This is a genomic window from Rhodococcus sp. 114MFTsu3.1, assembly GCF_000383555.1.
GTDB lineage: Bacteria > Actinomycetota > Actinomycetes > Mycobacteriales > Mycobacteriaceae > Rhodococcoides > Rhodococcoides fascians_E.
The window spans coordinates 117,701-141,505 of record NZ_KB911547.1; the positions used below are offsets into that span (position 1 = coordinate 117,701).

A 23,805-nucleotide genomic window follows, 5' to 3' on the forward strand; every position below is an offset into this window, starting at 1 on the left:
CGATACTGTGACGAACGCGTCGTCTCCGGTCGGGGCTGGGCGTTTTGTGAAACTTCCCTGACCGTCAGTCTCCTCTGGTCGCACCGGGAACCGACGGTGCGAGGGCCTCGCCGATGGTCACGGACGGGTCGATCGACACGGCGTCGAGAAGACGTGAGACGCCGGCTGCCAGTCGTTCCGCCGTTTCTTCGCGAAACAGGTCGGTCGCATAGAGCACGGTTCCTGCCAGCGCGACGTCGCCCGCGTCACCCGTCACGTCCTGAAACACCAGCTGAAGCTCGTATTTGCTGACCCCGTAATCGAAATCGACCGGTGTGATCCGCAAGCCAGGCAGTTCCAAGCCGGGCCACCCGAGGTTCTGGAAACTGACCGTCGTCTGAACGGGCAGTTCACCGGTGTCGACTCGGCTCAGCACGTCGTCGATGGGCACGTCTGCATGCTCCAGAGCACTCAGGTCGACGACGCGACTGTGCGCGAGCAGGTCCGTGAACGCGGTATCCGGGTCGACACGCGTTCGCAGCACCACCGAGTTGTTGAACTTCCCGATGAGCCCGTCGAGTTCTGCGAGCCCTCGACCGGCCGTGGGAATTCGAACGGCGATGTCGTCGGATCCCGATTCGTGACCGAGCACTGCTGCCACTGCAGCGTGTACGGCCATGAACAGCGATGCGTTGTTCTCCACGGCCAACGTTTCCACGGTTCGACGAACGTCCGCGGAAATCAGGAAGCCGACATTCGCACCCGACGTCGTCACCGTCGCCGGACGTGCGTGATCGGTCGGGACACGTCCGGCCGACGCGAGGCCGTCCAATCGCGACCGCCAGTACTCGACCTGTCGGTGTGCCAGCGACTCTGGATCATCGGGGTCACCCAGGACGCTTCGAAGCCACAGGGCATGGTCGGCGTACTGGATCGGCAGCGGCTCCCACTCGGGCGTACGGCCGTCTGTTCGCGAGACGTACGCGGTCAGCACGTCCGTGGTGAGTGGACGCATCGAGAATCCGTCACCGGCGATGTGGTGCAAGACGAAAACGAGAACGTGGTCGACCGGCGATACCCTCAACACCGCGGTTCGCACAGGGACCTCGGCGGTCACGTCGAAGCGGGTCGCCGCTACCTTCTCCACCGCGGAGGCGATGTCGTTCTCGTCGACGTCGATCGGTTCGAGGTCGAGCCGAACGTCGTGGGCTGCGACTGCCTTCTGGTGTCCGACACCGTCGACATCCGGATAGACGGTTCGAAGTACCTCGTGCCTGTCGACGACATCGAGTGCCGCCGCACGCAACGCGGAGACGTCCAGTTCTCCCTGCATCCGTACGGCCACAGGAATGTTGCGCGCGTGGGTCTGCGAAAGACGGTTGTCCTCCCACAGCCGCTCCTGATTGGGGGACAACGGGACCAGGGTGGCCCGCAGTGTCGTCGTGGACGGCGCACCGGCAGCATCGAAGGTCACCGGATCCGGTCTCGGATCGTCCGCCAGGTGATATGTCCGACGAGACTTTTCGCGGGCAACCAGGTCGAAGACAGCCAGATCGACAGCGTCCGCATCCAGGTGGCCCGACAGGCGAGTGCCCTCCCCGTATCTCTCGATCATCGCTGCGATTTCGCGAGCCAAACCTGCGACCGTCGGCGCGTCGAACAACAACCGGGCGGGCACGCAGCAGTCGAGCCGTGATCCGACACGTGCTGCAACCTGGGTTCCGATCAGCGAGTTCCCACCGAGTTCGAAGAAGTTGTCGTCCGCGCCCACCCGGTCGCGGCCGAGCAGTTCCGCATACACGGCGGCAACTGCTTTCTCGGCGAACGTCGACGGTTCACGGAACTCACGCGCGGTGAACTCCGGCTGCGGCAATGCAGAACGATCCACTTTGCCTGCACCGGTGAGCGGCACGTGATCGATCAGCACGACAGCCGACGGAACCATGTGCGACGGCAGAGACCGGCCCGCCCACTCCTTCAATCCAGCGGCGTCGGGTGCTGCGGATTTCGAGGGCAGAACGTAGGACGCCAGCGCAGTGGTTCCGGCACCGGCGTCGACGCCTGTCGTGAGGGAGAAATCGACGTCCGGGTGAGATCGAAGGACAGCGTCTATTTCACCGAGCTCTATTCTGAATCCGCGAATCTTCACCTGGAAGTCGTTGCGGCCGAGGTACTCCAGACCGCCGGACGACGTACTGCGAACAAGGTCGCCCGTCCGGTACATACGTCCACCGGCGGAATCGCGGGGGTCGGCCACGAATCGCGCCGCGGTCAACGACGAGCGACCGTGATATCCCCTGGCCACACCGGGTCCGGCAAGGTACAACTCCCCAGCGACCCCCGGTGGAACAGGCGCGAGACGCGCGTCGAGAACGTGAGCGCGCATTCCGTCGACAGGGCGGCCCATCGTCACCGGGGAACCGTCCCGGATCGGATCGGACATCGTCGCGAAGATCGTGGCCTCGGTGGGTCCGTACCCGTTGATCAGCGACCTGCCGGGTGCCCACCGTGCGACCAGATCGGCCCCGAAGTCCTCGCCTCCCACGACCAGAACCTCCAGGTCGTCGAGTCCGTTACCGTCCACCGATGTCAGGGCCGCAGGGGTCGAGAAGCCATGCGTGACGCGTTCTCGGCGAAGCAGCTCGACGAGTTCTTCGCCGCCGTAGTTGTCCGGAGGCGCGATCACCATCGCTGCGGACGAGCCGATCGCGATCAGATAGTCGAACACCGACACGTCGAAGCTGGGTGAGGTGAAATGCAGTGTCCGGGAACGATGGGTCAGGTCGAGCGTCCGCACTGCCTGAGCGCACAGGGCTGCCAGCCCCGCATGCGTCACCACCACCCCTTTCGGCGTGCCCGTCGAGCCGGAGGTGTAGATGAGATAAGCGGGGTTCTCGGCACGCAGGGTACCGGTTCGTTCGCTCGTGGACACCGGCTCGTCGGACAGTTCGCCCAGGCGCGCCCCCGTCTCGGTGTCGTCGAGCGCGGTCCATGCGCACGCATTCGGTAGCCCGGCCGGGTGCATGGTGGACGACGACAGATGCTCGGTGAGGGTGAGCCCTCGGCTCGCGCCCGAGTCGGTCACCATGTGGCGGATGCGTTCGGCCGGGTAGGACGGGTCGACCGGAAGGAAGGCGCCTCCCGATTTGACGACGGCCCACACCGCGACGATCGACTCGATCGATCGAGTCAGAGCGAGTGCGACCACGACTTCGGGGCCGACTCCGCCGGAGATGAGGTACCGAGCCAGCCTGGACGACCGGGCGTCGAGTTCGGCGTACGTGACCGTCCGCTCGCCGTCGACGATCGCGACGGCGCTCGGATCTCGTTCGACCGCGGTACTCAGCAACGCCGGTAGCAGCGTGACCCGACTACGGGCCGGTCTACGTCCCCGTTGCCCGCGATCCTTTCGTTCACCCTTCACTCGGTCACTCGACGACGTGGACCGCGAACTCATACGTGAACAACCCCTCGACCGTGCTCGTTGGACGCCGCCTCGTGGCCAGGTCGCCCGCCGTTCGTCGTGGGCAGGCTTCGTTGGAAACATGCTCACCCGGACTCGACGAACTATTACAACACGATTACGAAAAGGTTCGGCGAACACCCGCCGACCGCGCGGCGAACAGCGCATCAGCCAAGTCACACTGAGGTTTTGGATTCTGAGACAGTCGCCCGAACAAGCCGCATACGGTCGAATGTCCGAAATAACAGGATCGAAGTCGAATCGAAAAGTGCATAACAATACTTTCGATTGTTATGCACTATTTCGACGAGTTCACCACTTTCGAGACAATGGCCAATGCGCGAGCAGATGCCATTCTCCAGTGAGTTTCTTCGACCACCTGATTGTCCACCCGACCGGTGAGGAAGGGTTGCCATCCATCTGCGCCGACTCTGCCCGTCGGATCGTCTACTCCGGCGGTGAAGTACACCACGTCACCGTCGAAGACCTCGGGCACGTGCCCGGCCAGCAGGGAGCGTGCCTCCTCTGCGCCGGAGACCACGTCGGCTATTCGCTCCGCCGAGATCTCGGAGAACGGAGCGGGGAGAGTGGCAACGGCGGCAGCTATGGACTCCGCGGTGACGTCCGAACCGTCGAACGTGGCATCCGGTAAGAGTGCGCCGAACAGGTGCGACATCGTCACGGGGGTGGCACGCGCGGCGACGTCGGCTGCTTCCTCCGATCCGCCCAGCGCGCTGTCCATCATCGCCAGAAGTCGAACGGTGCTCCCCTGTTTCTGCAACCGCACTGCGACGGCATGAGCCAGGACACCCCCGAGCGACCATCCCAGGAGTTCGTACGGACCCTCCGGTTGAACGCGTCGAATTTCGTCGACGTACCTGTCGGCCCAGTCCGCTATGGATCTCGGAGCCCACTCGGGCTCCGTCAGTGCCGGTGACTGCAGTGCGGTGATGCCGATGTCGGACGCCAGCGTCTGCGCCAACCCTCCGAACGACCACGACACGCCCACTATCGGATGGAAACACCACAGTCGACGACCGGACGACGAGGGTCGTATCGGCAACACGACGTCCAATGCTGTCCGGGCGTCCGTGACCGCAGGTCCTTCGTCGATTCTGCGCGCCAACGCGTCGACGGTCGATCCCGAGAACATCCACAGCAACGGGACCTGGAAGCCGACCGCCGTGCTCAACCTAGCCACGATCTGGGTGGCCACCAACGAATTGCCACCCAGTTCGAAGAAGTCGTCGTCGAGGCCGACCTGCTCGACTCCGAGCACGTCCGCGAACACGTCGGCCACCGTCTGCGCTGTCGGCGATGTCGGTGCACGGAACTCCCGCACCTCCATCTCGGGCTCGGGCAACGCAGCACGGTCGAGCTTTCCGTTGACGTTCCGAGGCAACTCGTCCAGCACGACGAACGCGGCCGGGATCATGTACGACGGAAGCCGTTCGGCCACCGCCGCTTTCACCGCACCTGGATCGACGTCACCCGACGATCCCACGACGTACGCGACCAGGCGGTCCCCCAGCCGCTCGTCCGACCGCGCCAGAACGGCGACGTCACGAACTCCGGGCACACCGGCGACCACGGACTCGATCTCGCCCAGTTCGATTCGAAATCCACGGATCTTGACCTGGAAGTCACTGCGTCCGATGTAGTCGAGTACTCCGTCGGCTCGCCACCGGACCAGATCACCGGTGCGGTACATCCTCTCACCACTCCCGGCAGGGTCGGCGACGAACCGATCCGCGGTCAGGTCGAACCGACCCTGATATCCCCGAGCCAATTGCACTCCGGACAGGTACAGCTCGCCCACGACGCCGACAGGAACCGGATGCAGACGCGAATCCAACACGGCCACACGACAATTCCACTCCGGCCGGCCGATCGGTACGACGGAGTCGATCGGAAGCTCGAGCTGGATCGACGTGACCGACACCGCGGCCTCGGTAGGACCGTACACATTGTCGAGGCGGAGGTTTCCGCCGCCGAGCACCGTCCGCGCAGTCGACGCAGGCAACGCCTCACCGATGGCCAGTACCCGACGAATCGACGACGGCAACGCCCCACCCGATGCCTCCACCATCGCCGCGAGCACCGATGGCACGACGTGCAATGTCGTCACTGCTTCGTGCTGCACGAGCGTCGACAGATACACCGGATCGCGGTGCCCGTCCGCAGTGGCGATCACCAGGCGACCACCCACGACCACCCACGACCACAACTCCCACACCGACAGGTCGAACGTCGCAGCAGTCTTGAGCAGGAAGACGTCGGACTCGTCCAATTCGTACTCGGCGCGCATCCATTCGAGCTGATTGATCACCGAACGATGCGACACCGCGACCCCCTTGGGGCGACCGGTCGAGCCGGACGTGAAGATCACGTACGCGGTGTTGTCCGGGCGCAACGGCACCGCCCGATCTTCATCCGTCACCGCCGTACCGTCGACGCCGCCGAGGTCCAGATCCTCGATGTCGACGACCCGCTGCCCGGCCGGAATCGACGCGCCGGCGAACTCGGCACCGTCTCCACCGGCGATCAACACCACCACGGGCGCGGCGGACCCGACGATGTATCCGACACGGTCCGCGGGTTGATCCGGATCGACGGGCACGTACGCACCGCCCGCCTTGACCACCGCGAACATCGCCCACACCATCACCTCCGACCGCCGGATGGCGACCGCGACCGTGGATTCGGGCCCGACACCACACGAAATCAAATATCGAGCAAGACGGTTCACGCGTTCGTCGAACTCCCGGTAGGACCACGATCGATCCCCGAACGTCAACGCGATCGCATCCTGACGACCGGACACTGCCGAGTCGACAGCGGCCACCAGAGTCGCCCCCGAATCGATCTCGTGCGCCGTCTCGTTCCACGTCACCACCGTGAGCTCGCGCTCACTCGCGCCCATGATGTCCACATCACCCACGACGACGGAGGGGTCCGACGCCACCGCAGTCACGAACGCGACGAACCGATCCACGATCGACCGGGCGGTGTCCTCGTCGAACAACGCCGTCGCGTACTTCAGGGTGGCGCCCATCCCTGTCGCATTACCGTCCTCGTCGTACTGGTCGGAGACGATCAGATGCAGATCGAACTGCGCGACCTCGGCGTCCGCATCGACCGCGGACACCGACAGCCCTGGCAGTTCGAGCACCGCCTTCTCGATGTTCTGAAACGACAGACCGACCTGGAACAGCGGATGACGTGCAGTGGACCGCGCGGGGTTGAGCACCTCGACGAGCCGCTCGAACGGAACGTCCGCGTGCGCCAGTGCACGCACGTCCACCTCGCGCACAGCAGCCAACGTCCGCTCGAAGCTCGCCGACGGATCCACCTCGGTCCGAAAGACCAACGTGTTCGCGAACATTCCGATCAGATCGTCCAAGGCAGCTTCACCGCGACCTGCGATCGGCGACCCGACTGCGATGTCCACCGAACCGGACAGCCGCGCCAACACACTCGCCCACGCTGCGTGCACCGCCATGAACAACGTCGCGTTGCTCGACCGTGCCGCCGCCGACAACGACTCCTGGACCGAGGCGTTCATCGAGAAATCGATCTTCCCGCCGGCAAAGGACTGCACAGCAGGTCGCGGCCGATCCGTCGGCAACTCCAGCTGATCCGGAAGCCCGGCGAGCTCCTGCTTCCAGAACGACAACTGTTCGAACGCAATCGATCTCGGATCGTCTTCGGAACCGAGAACTTCACGCTGCCAGATCGCGAAATCTGCGTATTGAACCTCCAGCGGCGCCCACCCCGGAACCCCACCGGCAGACCGGGCACCGTACGCAACCATCACATCGCGGGTCAACGGACCCATCGATCCACCGTCGGCGGAGATGTGCTGAACCACCAACGCCAACACGTACTCGGTCTCCGACAACCGGTACAACCGCACCCGAACCGGCACCTGGGCGGTGACATCGAAGGATGTGGCCGCCAATGCTCGCACTACAGACACGATCTCACCAGGATCGACATCGACGACCTCGAGATCGACACCTGCCTGGGCGGCGGGCAGAATCTTCTGCACCGGCCCCGACTCGTCCTCGGGATACAACGTCCGTAACGGCTCGTGCCGTCCCACCACGTCGTCGATCGCAGCCCGTAACGCATCGACGTCCAGAGCGCCGGACAACCGGATCGCGACGGGAATGTTGTACGCGGCAGATTCCGCGTCGAACCGATTCAAGAACCACATGCGCTGCTGCGCCAACGAAACCGGAATACGATCAGGACGCGGCAGCTCTCCCAACGCGATGCGGCGAGCAGCTCCTGCCTTTGCGTCCACAGCCCGAGCCAGGCCGGCGACCGTGGAATCCTGGAACACCTCACCTGCAGCGATGTTGACGTCCGTGGCAGCGCCGATTCTCGCCGCGAGTCTGGTCGCGGACAGGGAATTGCCGCCCAGTTCGAAGAAGTCGTCGTCGAGCCCGACCTGTTCGATCCCGAGAATCGTCGAGAACACCGCTGCCACCGCGCGCTCGGACGCCGTTTCGGGAGAACGATATTCACGACTCGCGAACACCGGTTCGGGAAGCGCGTCACGGTCGAGCTTGCCCGACGGGGTGAGCGGAACGGTGTCGATCTGCATGATCGACGCGGGCACCATGTGTTTGGGCAGCACACCGCCGGCGAATGCCGTGAGCTCGGCGGCATCGATCTCGTGGCCTACGACCGGACGGACGTAGGAGACGAGCGCAGTGTCTCCGGTCGGTCCAGGAACTCCGACGGTCACCGCGAACGCCACGGCGTCGTGCGAGCACAACGCGGTGTCGATCTCGCCGAGTTCGATACGGAACCCGCGGACCTTGACCTGGAAGTCGTTCCGCGCGAGATATTCGAGAGCACCGGAGGCCGTGACACGAACGACGTCCCCCGTTCGGTACATCCGTGTTCCCTGATCGGCCGACGGATTCGCGACGAAGCGAGACGAGGTCAAGCCCGGACGTGACTCGTACCCGCGCGCCAGACCGGCGCCGTCCAGATACAGCTCACCGGCGACGCCGGTAGGAACGGGGCGCAGCCGGCGATCCAGAACGTGCGCTGTCGTACCGACGATCGCCTTACCGATGACCACGGGATCTCCGGGCCTCAGTGCCGGCGAGATGGTGCTGGCGACGGTGGATTCGGTCGGCCCGTACGCGTTGAAGAAGGAGCGGCCGGGCGCCCACGCCTCGACGAGTTCGGGTGGACAACTTTCACCGCCGACCACGACGGCCACCAAGTCGTCCAGGTCGACCGGTTCCACCGACGCCAGGGCTGCGGGTGTGACGAACGCGTGGGTGATGCGGTTCCGCCGTAGGAAGGCACCCAGTTCCGCTCCACCGTAGATGTCGGTCGGTGCCACGACCATCGTGGAACCGGCGGCAACGGCCATCGACAGTTCCAGCACCGACGCGTCGAAGCTCGGTGATGCGAAGTGCAGTGTGCGTGCCTGGCTGGTGAGCCCGTAATCGGCCTTCTGAGCTGCCGTGAGGTCGGCGAGTCCACGATGGGTCACGACGACGCCCTTGGGCAGACCCGTCGAGCCCGACGTGTAGATCAGGTACGCCGGATTGTCGCTACGGAGTACTGCGGTCCGATCCGACACCGAGATTCGCTCGTCGGAGACGCGGTCCAGTTCGGTCTGGAATCTTGCGTCGTCGAGGACCGTCCACACACACTCGTCGGGCAGAGAGTCCCGAAATTTGCTGGTGGTCAGGCCGACTCGCGCGCCGGAGTCCGAGATCATGTGCTGCACTCGGTCCGCTGGATACGTGGGGTCGACGGGTAGGAACGCGGCTCCGGTCTTGGCGACGGACCACACCGACAGCACCGATTCGATCGATCGAGTCATCCCGATCGCGACGACCGATTCCGGCCCGATTCCGGACGAGATCAGCACGCGCGCGATCCGGGACGATCGACGATCGAGCTCGGCGTAGGACAGCTCGATGTCTCCTGCTACCAACGCGGTGTGCGACGGGTCCAGTTCGACGGCCGCCGCGAGCAACTGAGGCAGCAGCGGAGACGTGTTCCGTACCCTGCGGGGTCGTGGAGGCCTGGGTCTGCGCGTCGACCGTGCACGGTTGACATCCGAGGGTCGGTCGTCGTTCATACGTCGCGGTCCGTGCGGTAGCCGGTGCAGTCCATGCAGTACACGATGTCCATTTTTGCTGACTGCACGTACACGTTCCGTTTCGCCCCTTCGATCGACGCTCGGCCCTGGGGCCGAAGCTCGGTTACATCCACACCGGTATGCGAACTACAGGTGGTTCGATGCACTCGGCACCGCAGATTGCGTACCCCACCGTTCATCGATTGCCGAGCGGACGACGTTACTGCGCGGTAAGGTCCGCCCGGCCGGGCCGAGACCGCTCCCTAGTGGCGCCCGAAAGCTCGTTCGCCTGCAGTCACCCGAGCCTCTCCGATCGCACGGGCCGAGGTTTCGTTCTCTGTCGGTGCGTCGACGAGAACGACGAACTGGAGGTCCTCGGACTCTTCCTCGGCCAGCTCCTCGACTCGATCCGCGGTGACGAACGCATGCGTGACCCAGTCGTCCAGGACCGCATCGCTCAGCGAGACGTCGGCCGCAGGTACCACCCACGCCGCTCCGACGAGAGCGGACGACAGCAGCGTGGACAGATGCCAGAGCGGTCCCGCAGCGACATCCGCGAGCACCCGTGACTCGAACGTCATCGACAGTCGTGCATCCGCGGCGAGCAACGACGCCACCAACTCACTCTGGGCGATCACGAACGGCTCGGTCGCTCGATCGTCGACCACGACGACAGCCGCGTCGTCGACGGCGAGCAGTCGAGTGCGCGCAGAGTACGCAATCGGTCGACGCGATGCGGACTGCACGGCCTCGGACACTGCGGAATCGTCGAGCGCAACGAGCTGCGCACCGTCACTCTTCTGGGACACTGCCATGTCCGACGCCGAGGTGCCGATCACCCACGTCGCATCCGCGCTCGTGCCGAGTACCGAAGCGGGTGTGTCCGCCTCCGACACCACCACGGCGGCACCCGCGAACACGACCGCAAGCACGGTCACTACCCAGTCCACCGACATCGCGACGTCGACGACCACGCGATCACCGGGCCCGACACCGCGGTCGACCAGGACACGCGCCAGCGCGGACGACCGTCCTTCGATGTCGATGTAGGGCATCTCGTCACCGTTGTCCACGACCGCGGGAGCCTCCGGATCGAGCTCGACCACGGATCCGATCACCTGCGGCAGCGACCGTTCGACGGCGACGGCCGTGGCGTCGTTCGCCCCAGCCGAGGTCGTCTGCGCGTCGGTTCGAGCTCTTTCCTCGTCGGACATGATCTCGATATCACCGACGATCACGAACGGATCCGACGCGACAGCCTTGAGGATGCGCGTCAGCCGGTCTGCGAACGACGCCGCAGTCTGCTCGTCGAACAGGTCGGTGGCGTACAGCAGCGAGCCGAACAGTCCGGCAGGTTCGCCGGCGTCGTCCATCCTGGACTCGACGGTGAACTGCAGGTCGAACTTCGCGCCGAGCTCCCCCGCTTCCAGGCCTTCCACCGAGAGTCCCGGCAGTTCCAACTTCACCCGTTCGAGATTTTGGAACGACAAGGCAACCTGGAAGATCGGGTGGCGTGCCTGAGACCGTGCGGGGACGACGGCGTCGACGATCTCCTCGAACGGCAGGTCGGCGTTGCCGAATGCACCGAGGTCGACCGTCCGCACGTCGTCGACCAGACCGGAGAACGTTCCACCGAAGTCGACGTGGGTGCGCAGCGCGAGGGTGTTGACGAACATGCCCACGAGATCGTCGAGTTCGGCGGCTCCGCGTCCCGCCACCGGGGTTCCGACGACGATGTCGCTGCTGCCGCTGAGACGGCCGAGAAGAACAGCCAGACCAGCGTGCACGATCATGAACAGCGAGGTGCCACGATCGCGCGCGAAGTCGATCAATCCTGCTTGCGCCGCGGGGTCGACATGGAACTGCGTCGAGTGCCCTCGCATCGACTGGGTCGGCGGACGCGGACGGTCGGTCGGTAGATCGACAGCCTCCGGAATTCCCGAGAGGGTCTGCTTCCAGTAGTCGAGCTGTGTCGACGCCGGCGATCCCCCAACGGTCGTGTCGCCGAGCACCTGGCGTTGCCACAGTGCGAAGTCCGCGTACTGCACGGGGAGCGCAGTCCACATCGGTGGGGTGCCCTGCGTCCGGGCCGAGTAGGCCACCATGACATCCCGGGCGAGCGGCGCAATCGAGGCGCCGTCGGCGGAGATGTGATGGACGACGAGGGCAAGCACGTGCTCGGTCGGGCTCAGCTGAACCAACCCCACACGAACCGGTACCGTCGCCGCGACGTCGAATCCTCCGAGAACCAGCTGGGCGACTGCCTCGAACGCCTCTTCTTCACCGTCGACGACTGTGGGACGCAGGTCGAACACGACCTCCTGCGGTGACAGGATCTTCTGCTCCGGACCGTCGGTGTCCGACGGGTAGGTCGTACGCAGCGTTTCGTGGCGAGCGACGACATCGCCGATCGCCGCGGCGAGCGCATCCTGGTTCAGCTCGCCGGTCAAACGCACCGCGAGGGGGATGTTGTACGCGCTCGACTCCGGGTCGATGGTGCTCAGCACCCACATCCGCTGCTGCGCCAGCGACAGCGGCAGCCTCGCCGGACGCTCGGTCGCGACCAGAGGTGCCCGGCTACCCGTGCCGGCCAGACTCTCGACTGCGGCGGCGAAGGATTCGACCGTCGAGAAATCGAACAGTGTTCTGACCGGAATCGACGCATCGAGCGCCGCGCCGACGCGGGACACGACCTGGGTAGCGATGAGCGAGTTGCCGCCGAGGTCGAAGAAGTTGTCGTCGAGACCGACCCGTTCGAGCCCCAGGACCTCGGTGAAGACACTGGCAACCGTGACCTGAGCCTCGGACGTCGGTTCACGGAACTCCGACAGCTGGGGCGCCGGGTCCGGCAGCGCCTTGCGGTCGAGCTTGCCCGCTGAGCCGAGGGGGAACTCGTCGAGCACGACGAACGCCGCGGGCACCATGTACTCGGGCAGCGACTCCGCGACGGTGCGCCGGATCGCGTCCACGTCGACGACTCGACCTGCTGCGGGAACGACGTAGGCGACCAGCCGGTCACCACGGACCAGAACGACCGCCTGTCCAGCCGAATCCGATTGCAGCACAGAGGATTCGATCTCTCCGAGTTCGATGCGCAATCCGCGCAGTTTGACCTGGAAGTCCGACCGTCCGATGTACTCGATCTCGCCGGCGGAGTTCCACCGCACGAGGTCGCCGGTGCGGTAGAGCCGCGCGCCGTCGACGCCGAACGGGTTCGCGACGAATCGGTCCGCGGTGAGATCGGGGCGGGACGAGTATCCGCGCGCCAGTTGCACGCCACCGAGATACAACTCGCCGACCGCGCCGACGCCGACCGCGTTCAGTCGCGCGTCGAGAACGTACACCTGCGTGTTGTGGACCGGTCGACCGATCGGGACGGCGGCGATATCAGCTTCGGAGACCTCGTGGAAGGTGACGTCGACAGCCGCTTCCGTCGGTCCGTACAGGTTCACCAATCGGGTGGACGGAAGAACCTCGGCGAGAGCACGCGCCGTCGACGTCGGCAAGGCTTCACCTGACGAGAACACGATCCGCAGAGACCTGTCCGACGCCGCAGACGGCTCGGCGGCGAACACCCCGAGCATCGACGGAACGAAGTGCGCCACGCTCACGCGTTCCGCGGCGATCAGCTCTGCGACGTACTTCGGATCACGGTGCCCGTCCGGCCGTGCGATCACCAGTCGAGCGCCGATCTGCAACGGCCAGAACAGTTCCCACACGGACACGTCGAACGTCGTCGGCGTCTTCTGCACCACGGTGTCGTCCACCGTCAGCTCGTACTCGTCCTGCATCCACACCAGACGGTTGACGATCGAACGGTGCTCGACGACGACGCCCTTGGGCTTTCCGGTGGAACCGGAGGTGAACAGAACGTACGCGGGATCCCGAGGCGTGAGTGCTCCCGTGCGCTCGGCGTCGGTGAGGGGACGGTCGGGGTGGACGGTCGTGTCCACGTCGTCCAGCACGACCACGTCGTCGCCCGCGAGTTCTCCGCGATCACGCGTCGTCGTCAGGGTCAGCGCGGTGGCCGCAGCGTCGAGGATGTAGGAGATTCGCTCGGTCGGCTGCGACGGATCGACCGGAACGTACGCGGCCCCTGCCTTCAGCACCGCGTAGACGCCGACCATGAGCTCGATCGACCGGCCGACCGCTACTGCCACCGTTCCGCCCGGACCGACGCCGCGCTCGACGAGGTACCGCGCGAGGCGGTTGGCACGCGAGTCGAGTTCTCCGTATGCGACGGCCTCGCCTTCGTAGGTCAACGCCACTGCATTCGGCGAGATCGACACGCGTGACTCGAACATCGAGACCAGCGTCGCCGACGGATCCAGATCGTGATCGGTCGAGTTCAGCTCCACCAGCAATCGGCTTCGCTCCGCGTCGTCGACGAGGTCGATATCACCGACGACGACCGAAGGATCAGCCGCGACCGCACCGAGCACCGTGACGAACTGCGCGGTGAGTAGTTCGATCGTCGACGCGTCGAACAAGTCGGTGGCGTAGACGATTTCGGCCTCACGGACCGGTGCGCCGTCGAGGCCTGCAGTGGGCTCCCCGACAGTTACCTGAAGGTCCATCTTGGCCACCGCGGCGTCGAAGTCGATCGACGATGCCTTCAGACCGGGTAGCGAGAACGAGGTGGATGCGAAGTTCTGGAACGTGAGCAGCACCTGGGTCAACGGGTGTCGTCCACCGACTCGCGGTGGATCGAGAACCTCGACGACACGCTCGAAGGGAACGTCCGCGTGTGCAAAGGCAGACAGGTCCGTTTCGCGGACGACCTTCAACAGGTCGACGAACGTCGAGGTTCCTGCCACCGGCGTTCGAAGCACCAACGTGTTGACGAACATTCCGATCACGTCGTCGAGCTCGGCTTCACCGCGACCGGCGATCGGAGTGCCCACCACCACGTCGGATTCACCGGACACCCGCGACAACAACACGGCCAGCGCACCGTGCACCACCATGAACGGAGTCACGCCGGCACGGGTTGCCACGGAATCGATGGCTGCCACCGTCTTCGCGTCGATGGTGAAGCGGTGGGCGGCACCCCGCCCACTGGCCACGGCGGGACGGGAACGATCGACCGGTAGTGCCGGCTCGTCCGGAGCATCACGCAACCGTTCGAGCCAGTATCGTTCCTGGGCAGCCATGGGTGACGTCGGATCGTCCGAGGACCCCAGTACTTCGCGCTGCCACAACGTGTAGTCCGCGTACTGCACCGGCAGGGGCGACCATCCCGGCTCGTCGCCTGCTCCGCGCGCCACGTAGGCCGTCACCACGTCTCGGATCAACGGCATCATCGAGAAGCCGTCGGCAGCAATGTGATAGGCGACGACGACCAGCACGTACTCGTCATTGCCGAGGTCCAGCAGCCGAATTCGAACCGGCACCGACCGGGTGACGTCGAATCCTTCGGACACGATCGTGGTCACCGCAGAGACCACGTCGGCCTCGGAGACCTGCTCCACCCGGAAGTCCGGTCGAACAGCCGTGGCAGGAAGGACCATCTGGATTCCGGTTCCGGAAGATTCCGGGTACACCGTGCGCAGACTTTCGTGACGAGCGACGACATCGTCGATCGCTGCACGCAACACATCGACGTCGAGTGCACCGCTCAATCGCACCGCCGCCGGGATGTTGTTCACCGCCGACTCGGGCTCCAGACGGTTCAGGAACCACATGCGCTGCTGCGCAGGCGACAGTGGAATGCGGTCCGGTCGCGGGCGGGGGGTCAGAGCGGGGCGGGCGCCGGAGCCCGACTCCACGCGTGCCGCAAGGGATTCGACCGAAGACGCATCGAAGACCATGCGTACCGGAACTCGACTGTCGAGGGCGACTCCGAGTCGGGACACGAGCTGAGTCGCAACGAGCGAGTTGCCGCCCAATTCGAAGAAGTCGTCGTCGAGACCGACCCGTTCGAGACCGAGTACGTCCGCGAAGACGTCTGCGACGATCTCCTCGATCGGTGTGCGAGGTGCTCGGAACTGCGTGGCATGGACCGTCGGGGCGGGAAGCGCCTTCCGGTCCAGCTTGCCGGAGGTGTTCAACGGGAACTCGTCGAGCGTGAGGATCGCACCGGGAATCATGTAGCGAGGCAGCGCCTCGGCAAGCGAATCGCGCAGTTCGTCGATGTCGATGTCGGTGTCCTCGGCGGACGCAGGAACGACGTATCCGACGAGTCGGTCACCGGTGTTCGTCTGCACCACCGCAGCGGCGGACAAGCCCACCCGCGGGTGGGCAGCGAGCGCGGCCTCGATTTCACCCAACTCGATACGTTGCCCACGGAACTTGACCTGGAAATCGGTGCGACCGATGTACTCGAGCGTGCCGTCGGATTGCCACACCACGAGGTCGCCCGTCCGGTACATCCGGCTGCTGGCCGAGGACGAGCGGGACACGAACGGATTGGCCACGAATCGATCGACCGTCAGGTCGACTCGACCGTGGTAGCCACGCGCAAGCTGGACGCCGGCAAGGTAGAGCTCGCCCGGAACTCCGACCGGGACCGGCCGGAGTCGTGAATCGAGCACGTAGACAGCGGAATTCCACTCGGGTCGCCCGATGGTGACAGCCGAGCCGATCGCGGTGTCGGTCACGTCCGCGTACGTGATCGACACGGCCGCCTCGGTGGGGCCGTACAGGTTGTGCACCCGCGCGTCCGAGACTCGCGCGAAGTCACGGACCGCTTCTCCGGGAAGAGCTTCACCGATGACGAAGATCTGCTGCACGGACCGAAGCGCCGCACGTCCTACCGCCGATGCGAACACCGACAGCATCGTGGGAACGAAGTCCGTGACCGTCACGTGTCGCTGCGAGATCAACTCGGCGAGGTAGCGGGGGTCGCGATGACCATCGGGGGTGGCGAGCACCAGTTGTGCTCCCACTCTCAGCGGAAGGAAGAATCCCCAGAGCGAGACGTCGAACGTCGTCGCGGTCTTCTGCAGATACACGTCCGACGCGTCGAGCGAGTACTCGGACTGCATCCATTCCATCTGGTTCACGATCGCGCGGTGACTCACTGCTACGCCCTTGGGACGGCCGGTGGACCCGGACGTGAAGATCACGTATGCGACGGACTCGGCAGACGCACGAGAACGCGGCAGGACCACGTCCTTGCCGCCCCGGAACTCGGCCGGCGCGGAGTCCACGTCGATCACTCGGACGGCCCCGGGAGGTGTGAACAGGTCCCGACCGCGCACGAGGACGCAGACCGGTTGTGCGGCACCGAGTATGTAGTCGATTCGCTCCACCGGGTGATCGGGGTCGATGGGGACGAAGCCTGCGCCCGCACGCAGCACCGCATACATTCCGACGACCAGGTCGATCGATCGGCGCATCGCGATGGCGACCAAAGCGTCGGGCCCCGCGCCTGCGTCCACCAGCACGCGCGCGAGTTCGTACACCCTCGCGGCGAATTCGCCGTACGTCAGAGAGTCGTCCTCGTACACCACCGCGACGGCGTTCGGTGTCTCGCGCGCGGCGTCGGCGAACCGGTCGAGCAGCATCGCATCGTCGACGGTTCGTCCGGTCTCGTTCCATCCGGCAACGAGCAGCTCCGCCTCGTCCGCAGCGACCAGTTCGATATCGCCGACGATCACCGTCGGCTCGTCGGTGATCTGCTCGAGAACGCGGAGGAATCGCCGTTCGAGCGTCTCGACGGACGCCGGATCGAAAAGGTCGGTTGCGTAAGCGAATTCGACGGACCATCCATTGCCGTCGACCGGCTCACTGACCGCGACCTGCAGATCGAACTTGGCGATCCCGGCGTCGAAGTCGACTGCCGACACGGACAGATTCGGCAACTCCAACGAGGATCGGCCGAGATTCTGGAAGAAGAGCGCTACCTGGAAGAGTGGGTGACGCGCTGCGGACCGAGCCGGATCGAGTATCTCCACGAGGCGTTCGAACGGTAAATCGGCGTTGGCGAATGCCGCGAGATCCGTGCGGCGCACCGTGTCGAGCAGGTCCTCGAAGGATGCCGCGGTATCCACGTCCGTTCTCAGGACGAGGGTGTTGACGAACATACCGATCATGTCGTCCAGCGCTGCGTCGCCGCGGCCGGCGATGGGCGCACCGATGGCGATGTCCGACGTTGCCGACAGTCGTGCGAGCAGGACGGACAACGCAGCGTGCACCACCATGAACGGAGTGGCTCGGTGCTCCTGCGCGGTCCGTTCCACGGACGCGCGAAGCTCGCCGGAGACCTCGAATCGGTGGGTTCGACCGCGATTGCTCGCCACGGCCGGACGGCGACGGTCGAACGGCAGATCCAACTGAGCAGGGAGCCCGGCGAGCGCGCTCTGCCAGTAATCCTTCTGCGCGGAGATGATCGAATTCGGATCGTCCTCGGAGCCGAGCACTTCCCGCTGCCAGAGCGTGTAGTCGGCGTACTGGACGGCAAGTGGTTCCCAATCGGTGTCCAGCCCTGCCGCGCGTGCGGTGTAGGCCCGGACGACGTCTCGCGTCAGCGGACCGAGCGAGTACCCGTCCGCGGCGATGTGATGGACGACGAACACCAGAACGTGCTCGGTCGACGACACCTCGAACAGGCTCGCGCGGAACGGCGCTCGCCCGGTGACGTCGAAACCGGCGAGCACGGTCTCCTCGATCGCTGCCGGAAGCTCGTCGGCGTCTATCGGGATGGGGGCGAGGTCGGGGATGACAGCGCGGGTCGGCACGACTTCCTGGCTGCCCACCCCGTCCACCTCTGGGTACACCGTCCGCAGAGATTCGTGGCGGGCCAGTACGTCGGCGACCGCGACGTGCAGTGCATGTCTGTCTAGCAGGCCGGACAACCGGATCGCGACCGGGATGTTGTTGACCGCCGACTCCGTGTCCAGTCGGTTGAGAAACCACATGCGCTGCTGCGCGAGGGACAGTGGCACACGATCGGGCCGCGGACGCGGGACGAGAGGTACCCGTGCCCCACCGCTTGCCTCGCTCTCGATTCGTGTCGCCAGGGCTGCGACGGTCGAGGTTTCGAACATCAGTCGAACCGGAACCGTCGTGTTCAGCGCAGCACCCAGCCGTGACACGACTCGTGTGGCGATCAACGAGTTTCCGCCGAGCGCGAAGAAATCGTCGTCGACTCCTACCCGTTCGGCCCCCAGCACCTCACCGAACACGCTCGCGACGATCTCCTCGACGGGGGTCGACGGCGCGCGGAATTCTGCCGCTTCCACCTGCGGTTCGGGTAGTGCTCCACGATCCAGCTTTCCGGCGGAATTGACCGGGAACTCGTCGAGTTCGACGATCGCGGCCGGCACCATGTACGACGGCAGTTCACGTCGTAGCGTCTCTCGCAGTTCGGCCGCGTCCACACGGTCGCTCGCCGGCGACGCGACGTAGAGCGCTATCCGGTCGTTGCGCACGACGGCAACTGCATCCGCGACGCCGGGAACGGTACGGGCGACAGCGTCGATCTCGCCCAGTTCGATACGCAGTCCTCGCAGCTTCACCTGGAAATCGGTTCGGCCGATGTACTCGAGGTCGCCTCGTTGGTTCCAGCGCACGAGGTCGCCGGTGCGATACATCCTCCCGCCGCCGAACGGATCGGCGAGGAACCGGTCGGCGGTCAGATCGGGTCGACCGTAGTACCCGCGCGCGATCTGCCGTCCGGACAGATACAGCTCACCTGCGACACCTACCGGTACCGGATGAAGACTGCCGTCGAGTACGTACGCAGCCGTGTTCCACACCGGGGTGCCGATGGGTACGGATGCGTCAGCTGGAGCTTCCGCGCCGGAGACCGAACGGGCCGTCGCGTGAACAGTGAATTCCGTTGGGCCGTAGAGGTTGTGCACCGATGCGTCGGTCGCTTTCGACAGTGCGGTCACCGTCGAGGTCGGCAAGGCCTCCCCGGCCAGTTGGATCAGGCGGAGAGCCGAGAGGTCGCGGCCGACCGACTCTCCCAGGAACGCACCGACCATCGACGGCACGAAGGACAGCGCGGTGATTCCCTCCGATTCGACCACATCCACCAGATAGGCCGGATCACGGTGACCGTCCGGAATCGCGACGACGAGTCGCGCCCCGGATGCGAGCGGCACGAACAACTCCCACACCGAGACGTCGAAGGTGAACGGCGTCTTCTGAAGCACCGAGTCCTGACTGCTGATCCCGTATTCGGCCGCGAACCACGCTGTCTGGTTCGCTGCGGCCGAATGCGATACGGCGACGCCCTTCGGCCTGCCGGTCGAACCGGAGGTGAACACGACGTAGGCGACGTTGTCGCCTCGGGGCGCTCGGCGATCGACGTCGGACAGCGGGGCGCCCGACAACTCGGACAGATCCAGTCCGTCGAGGCGAACGGTCTCGGCGACTCCACCGGCCACATCGGCGTCGGACGTCGTCAGTACGACGGAGGCACGCGAGGTCTCGAGAATGTACCGGTTCCGTTCGGCCGGCTGGCTCGGGTCGATCGGTACGTACCCACCGCCGGCCTCGAGTGCCGCGTACACCGCGACCATCATGTCGAGCGAGCGTGGAATCGCAACCGCGACCAATACTTCCGGACCGACGCCCCGTCCGAGCAGGTACCGCGCGAGCCGAGCGACACGGGAGGCGAACTCGGCGTACGTCAGCGATTCGTCACCGAACTGCAGTGCCTGCGCGTGCGGAGACTCCGCTACTGCCCGATGGAACCCGTCCAGCAGGGTGACGTCGGCGACGACGTGGTCGGTCGCATTCCACTCGTGCAGCACCCGAGTCCGCTCGGACTCGTCGACGATGTCCACGGATGCCACCGGCAGATCGGGCGTCGAAACGGCCGAGTCCAGCACGAGGAGGAACCGTCGCGCCATGTCCGCGACCGTTGCTTCGTCGAAGAGATCGGTGGCGTAGGTCAGATCGAGCGACCACCCGTCCCCATGATCGGACACGGTCACCTGCAGGTCCGTCTTCGCGACAGCGGTGTCGAACTCCACGCCCGACACCGTGAGACCGGGGAGCCGAAGATCCGTCGATCCGACGTTCTGGAACACCAGGAGAACCTGGAAGAGCGGATGACGGGCCTGCGACCGAGCCGGGTCCAGAACCTCGACGAGTCGCTCGAACGGTACGTCCGCGTGCGCGAAGGCGTCGAGATCGGTGTCTCGGACGGAATTCAACAACTCGGTGAAGCTCCGGCGGTCCTGAACGTCGGCTCGCAACACCAACGTGTTGACGAACATGCCGACCAACTCGTCGAGTACCTGCTCCCCTCGTCCCGCCACCGGGGTCCCGACCACGATGTCCGACGTGCCCGACAGCTTCGCCAGCAACACCGAGAGTGCGGCGTGCACCACCATGAACGGGGTAGCGCCTCGGCCCGAGGCCAAAGTCTCGACCCTGCGCCGCATCTCGGCGTCGACGAAGGCCGAGTAGTTCGCGCCGCGGCCCGACGCCACGGCCGGTCGACGTCGGTCCGAGGGCAGATCGAGTTGGACCGGACTATCGGCGAGTGCGCCGATCCAGAATCGTTCCTGTTCGGCGATGAGCGAGTTCGGATCGTCGTCCGATCCGAGTACCTCTCGCTGCCACAGCGAATAATCGGCGTACTGCACCTCGAGTGGCGCCCATTCCGGCGCCGCCCCTGCTGTGCGTGCCACGTATGCGGACACGATGTCCCGGGTGAGCGGAACCATCGAAAAACCGTCTGCTGCAATGTGATGCGCGACCACGACGAGTACGTGTTCGCTCGGCTCCAGTTCCAACAGTGTCAACCGGACGGGAACCTCGGACGTCACGTCGAAGCCTGCCGACACCAGCTCGACGACTCGGTCCAGAACGGTCTGCTCACTCACGACGACGGTCTCGAGTTCCGGAGTGCGGTCACCCATGTCCGCGACGACCTGCCGGCCCACACCGTCGGTGTCGGGGTACAGCGTTCGAAGCACCTCGTGGCGTTGGACCACGTCCTCGACTGCCGTGGTCAGCGCATCCTTGTCCAATTCGCCGGACAACCGGATCGCGACGGGGATGTTGTCGACGGCCGACGTCGGGTCCAGTCGATTGAGAAACCACATGCGCTGCTGTGCCATCGACAGGGGGACGACGTCGGGGCGTTCACGCCGAGTCAGGGGCACGGAGGTGGCCGATGTTCCCGACGCCAGTGCACTCTCCACCGACGCGGCGAGTCCCGCAGCCGTCGGAGTGTCGAAGAAACCGCGGACGTCGACCTTGACCTTCGAGTCCGCGTTGACGCGAGCGACCGCGCGCGTCGCGCTCAGGGAGTTGCCGCCCAGAGCGAAGAAATCGTCGTCGACGCCTACTCGGTCGACACCGAGAACGTCCTCGAACACGGCGACGATCGCGCGCTCGACGTCGTTATCGGGGGCGCGGTACTCGGTCGCCAGGTCCGCGGAGCCGGGCACGGGAAGTGCCTTACGATCGAGCTTTCCGCTGGCGTTCAGCGGAAACTCGTCGAGCGCGACGAACACGGCCGGCACCATGTAGTCCGGCAACGTGCCGCGAATTCCGGCCGCCAACTGCTCGGAATCCGCCGTGCCCGTCGAGGTGACGACGTACGCCACCAATCTGTCGTCGACTCCGTTGTCGGACTCGTCGGAGACGACGACCACCACGGCCTGGCGAACCTCGCCCAGCGTGAGCAGCGCTGCCTCGATCTCGCCGAGCTCGATACGCAGACCGCGAAGTTTGACCTGGAAGTCGGTGCGTCCGAGGTAATCCAGCACCCCGTCGTTGTTCCACCGCACGAGGTCGCCGGTGCGGTACATCCGCTCGCCGGACGAGGAGTTCACGTTCGCGACGAAGCGGTCGGCCGTCAGATCCGGGCGGCCCAGGTACCCACGCGCCAATTGCACACCCGACAGATAGAGCTCACCCGGTACCCCGGGCGGCGTCGGGTTCAAGCCTTCGTCGAGTACGTGCAGTTCGGTGCGCGGCACCGCCGATCCGATCGGAACGGACACCGCGTCGGCACTGTCGGTCCGGTGGAAGGTCACGTCGACGGCGGCCTCGGTCGGGCCGTAGAGGTTGTGCAGTTCCGCGTCGAACAGCTCGTGGAACCGGCGAGCGGAGCTGGCCGGAAGTGCCTCGCCGGACGCGAACACCTGCTTCAGTGCCGGCAGGCTGTCTCGCTCGTCCGAACCGTCGAACTGGCCGAGAAAGACCGTCAACATCGAGGGCACGAAGTGAGTCGTGGTCACCCCGTGCGCACGCATCGTGTCGGCGATGTAGGCGGGGTCGCGATGACCGTCCGGCGCCGCGATCACCAACCGTGCCCCTGCCTGCAGCGGCCAGAAGAACTCCCACACCGATACGTCGAACGTGAACGGTGTCTTCTGCAGAACGACGTCGGCGTCGGACAACGGGTACGCTGCCTGTCGCCAATCGAGGTTCGCCACGATTGCTTCGTGCGAGACGGCGACACCTTTGGGTCGTCCCGTGGAGCCGGAGGTGAAGATGACGTAGGCGGTGTTGCTCGGACGTGCCGGGCCGAACGGCCGCTCGGCGTCGGTCAACGGGTCGGACGAGTAGTCGTCGAGCGGCTCGGTGTCTACCGACAGAACCGGGATGCCGTCCGGCAGCGCCACGTGCTCCCCCGACGAGGTGAGCACGAGCAGCGGCTCGGCGATGCCGACGACGTAGGCGATTCTCTCCGCAGGGTGACCCGGATCGATGGGGACGTAGGCTCCGCCCGCCTCGACGATCGCGTACATCGCGACCACAAGGTCCACGGAGCGGGAGATGGACAGGCCGACTCGAACATCGGGGCCGACCCCCAGTTCGACGAGTCGGCGAGCCAGGCGATCGACGCGAGAGGAGAATTCGCCGTACGTCAGGGTCCGGCCGTCGAATTCGAGGGCAACGGAGTCCGGAGTGCGGTCCGCGCGATCGCGGAAACGGGTGGCCAAGGTGACGTGTTCCCCCACACCCGTCTGTAGGGAGTCCGAGCCGAGAACCGAACGCACGTCGCTCACGATTGCGGCGACGACGGACTCCAGACCACCGTCGGCCGACTCGACGGCTCCCGGAGCGAGCGTCGACAGCGCAAGCGGAACGAGGGCGTCGGCGCCGAGAACCCCGCCCATGGCAGCATCCAGATTCGTCAGCTCCAGTTGGACGGCACCGTAGGACACGACATTGCCGCCGATGTCGACGGTCCTGTCGGGCTCGGCCGCGACGACACGGTCGACGAGCCCAGGTAGATCTTCGATCGCCGTCGAGTGCGAACCGGATCCACCAGACACCATCTACTTCTCCTCCTGATCACGACACGCGTCGAATACCCGGTCGATTA

At 65.5% G+C, this 23,805-nt stretch carries 3 protein-coding genes; all 3 read right to left on the reverse strand.

Annotated features, from left to right (window positions below):
• Positions 1-64 precede the first annotated feature (64 nt).
• The 3 genes from H292_RS0109015 to H292_RS0109030 all read right to left on the reverse strand — a co-directional run bounded on the left by H292_RS0109015 (position 65) and on the right by H292_RS0109030 (position 23,758).
• The gene (locus H292_RS0109015; protein WP_155949780.1) at positions 65-3,436 is read right to left on the reverse strand and encodes a non-ribosomal peptide synthetase; all 3,372 of its coding nucleotides are present in this window, start codon (positions 3,434-3,436) and stop codon (positions 65-67) included.
• A 304-nt stretch (positions 3,437-3,740) separates the two neighbouring features.
• Positions 3,741-9,560, reverse strand: coding sequence for an amino acid adenylation domain-containing protein (locus tag H292_RS0109020; protein WP_081631857.1), 5,820 nt, complete (start codon positions 9,558-9,560; stop codon positions 3,741-3,743).
• A gap of 263 nt (positions 9,561-9,823) precedes the next feature.
• Entirely contained in the window at positions 9,824-23,758 is a 13,935-nt protein-coding gene (locus tag H292_RS0109030) for a non-ribosomal peptide synthetase (protein ID WP_020111174.1), read from the reverse strand.
• Positions 23,759-23,805: the final 47 nt, after the last annotated feature.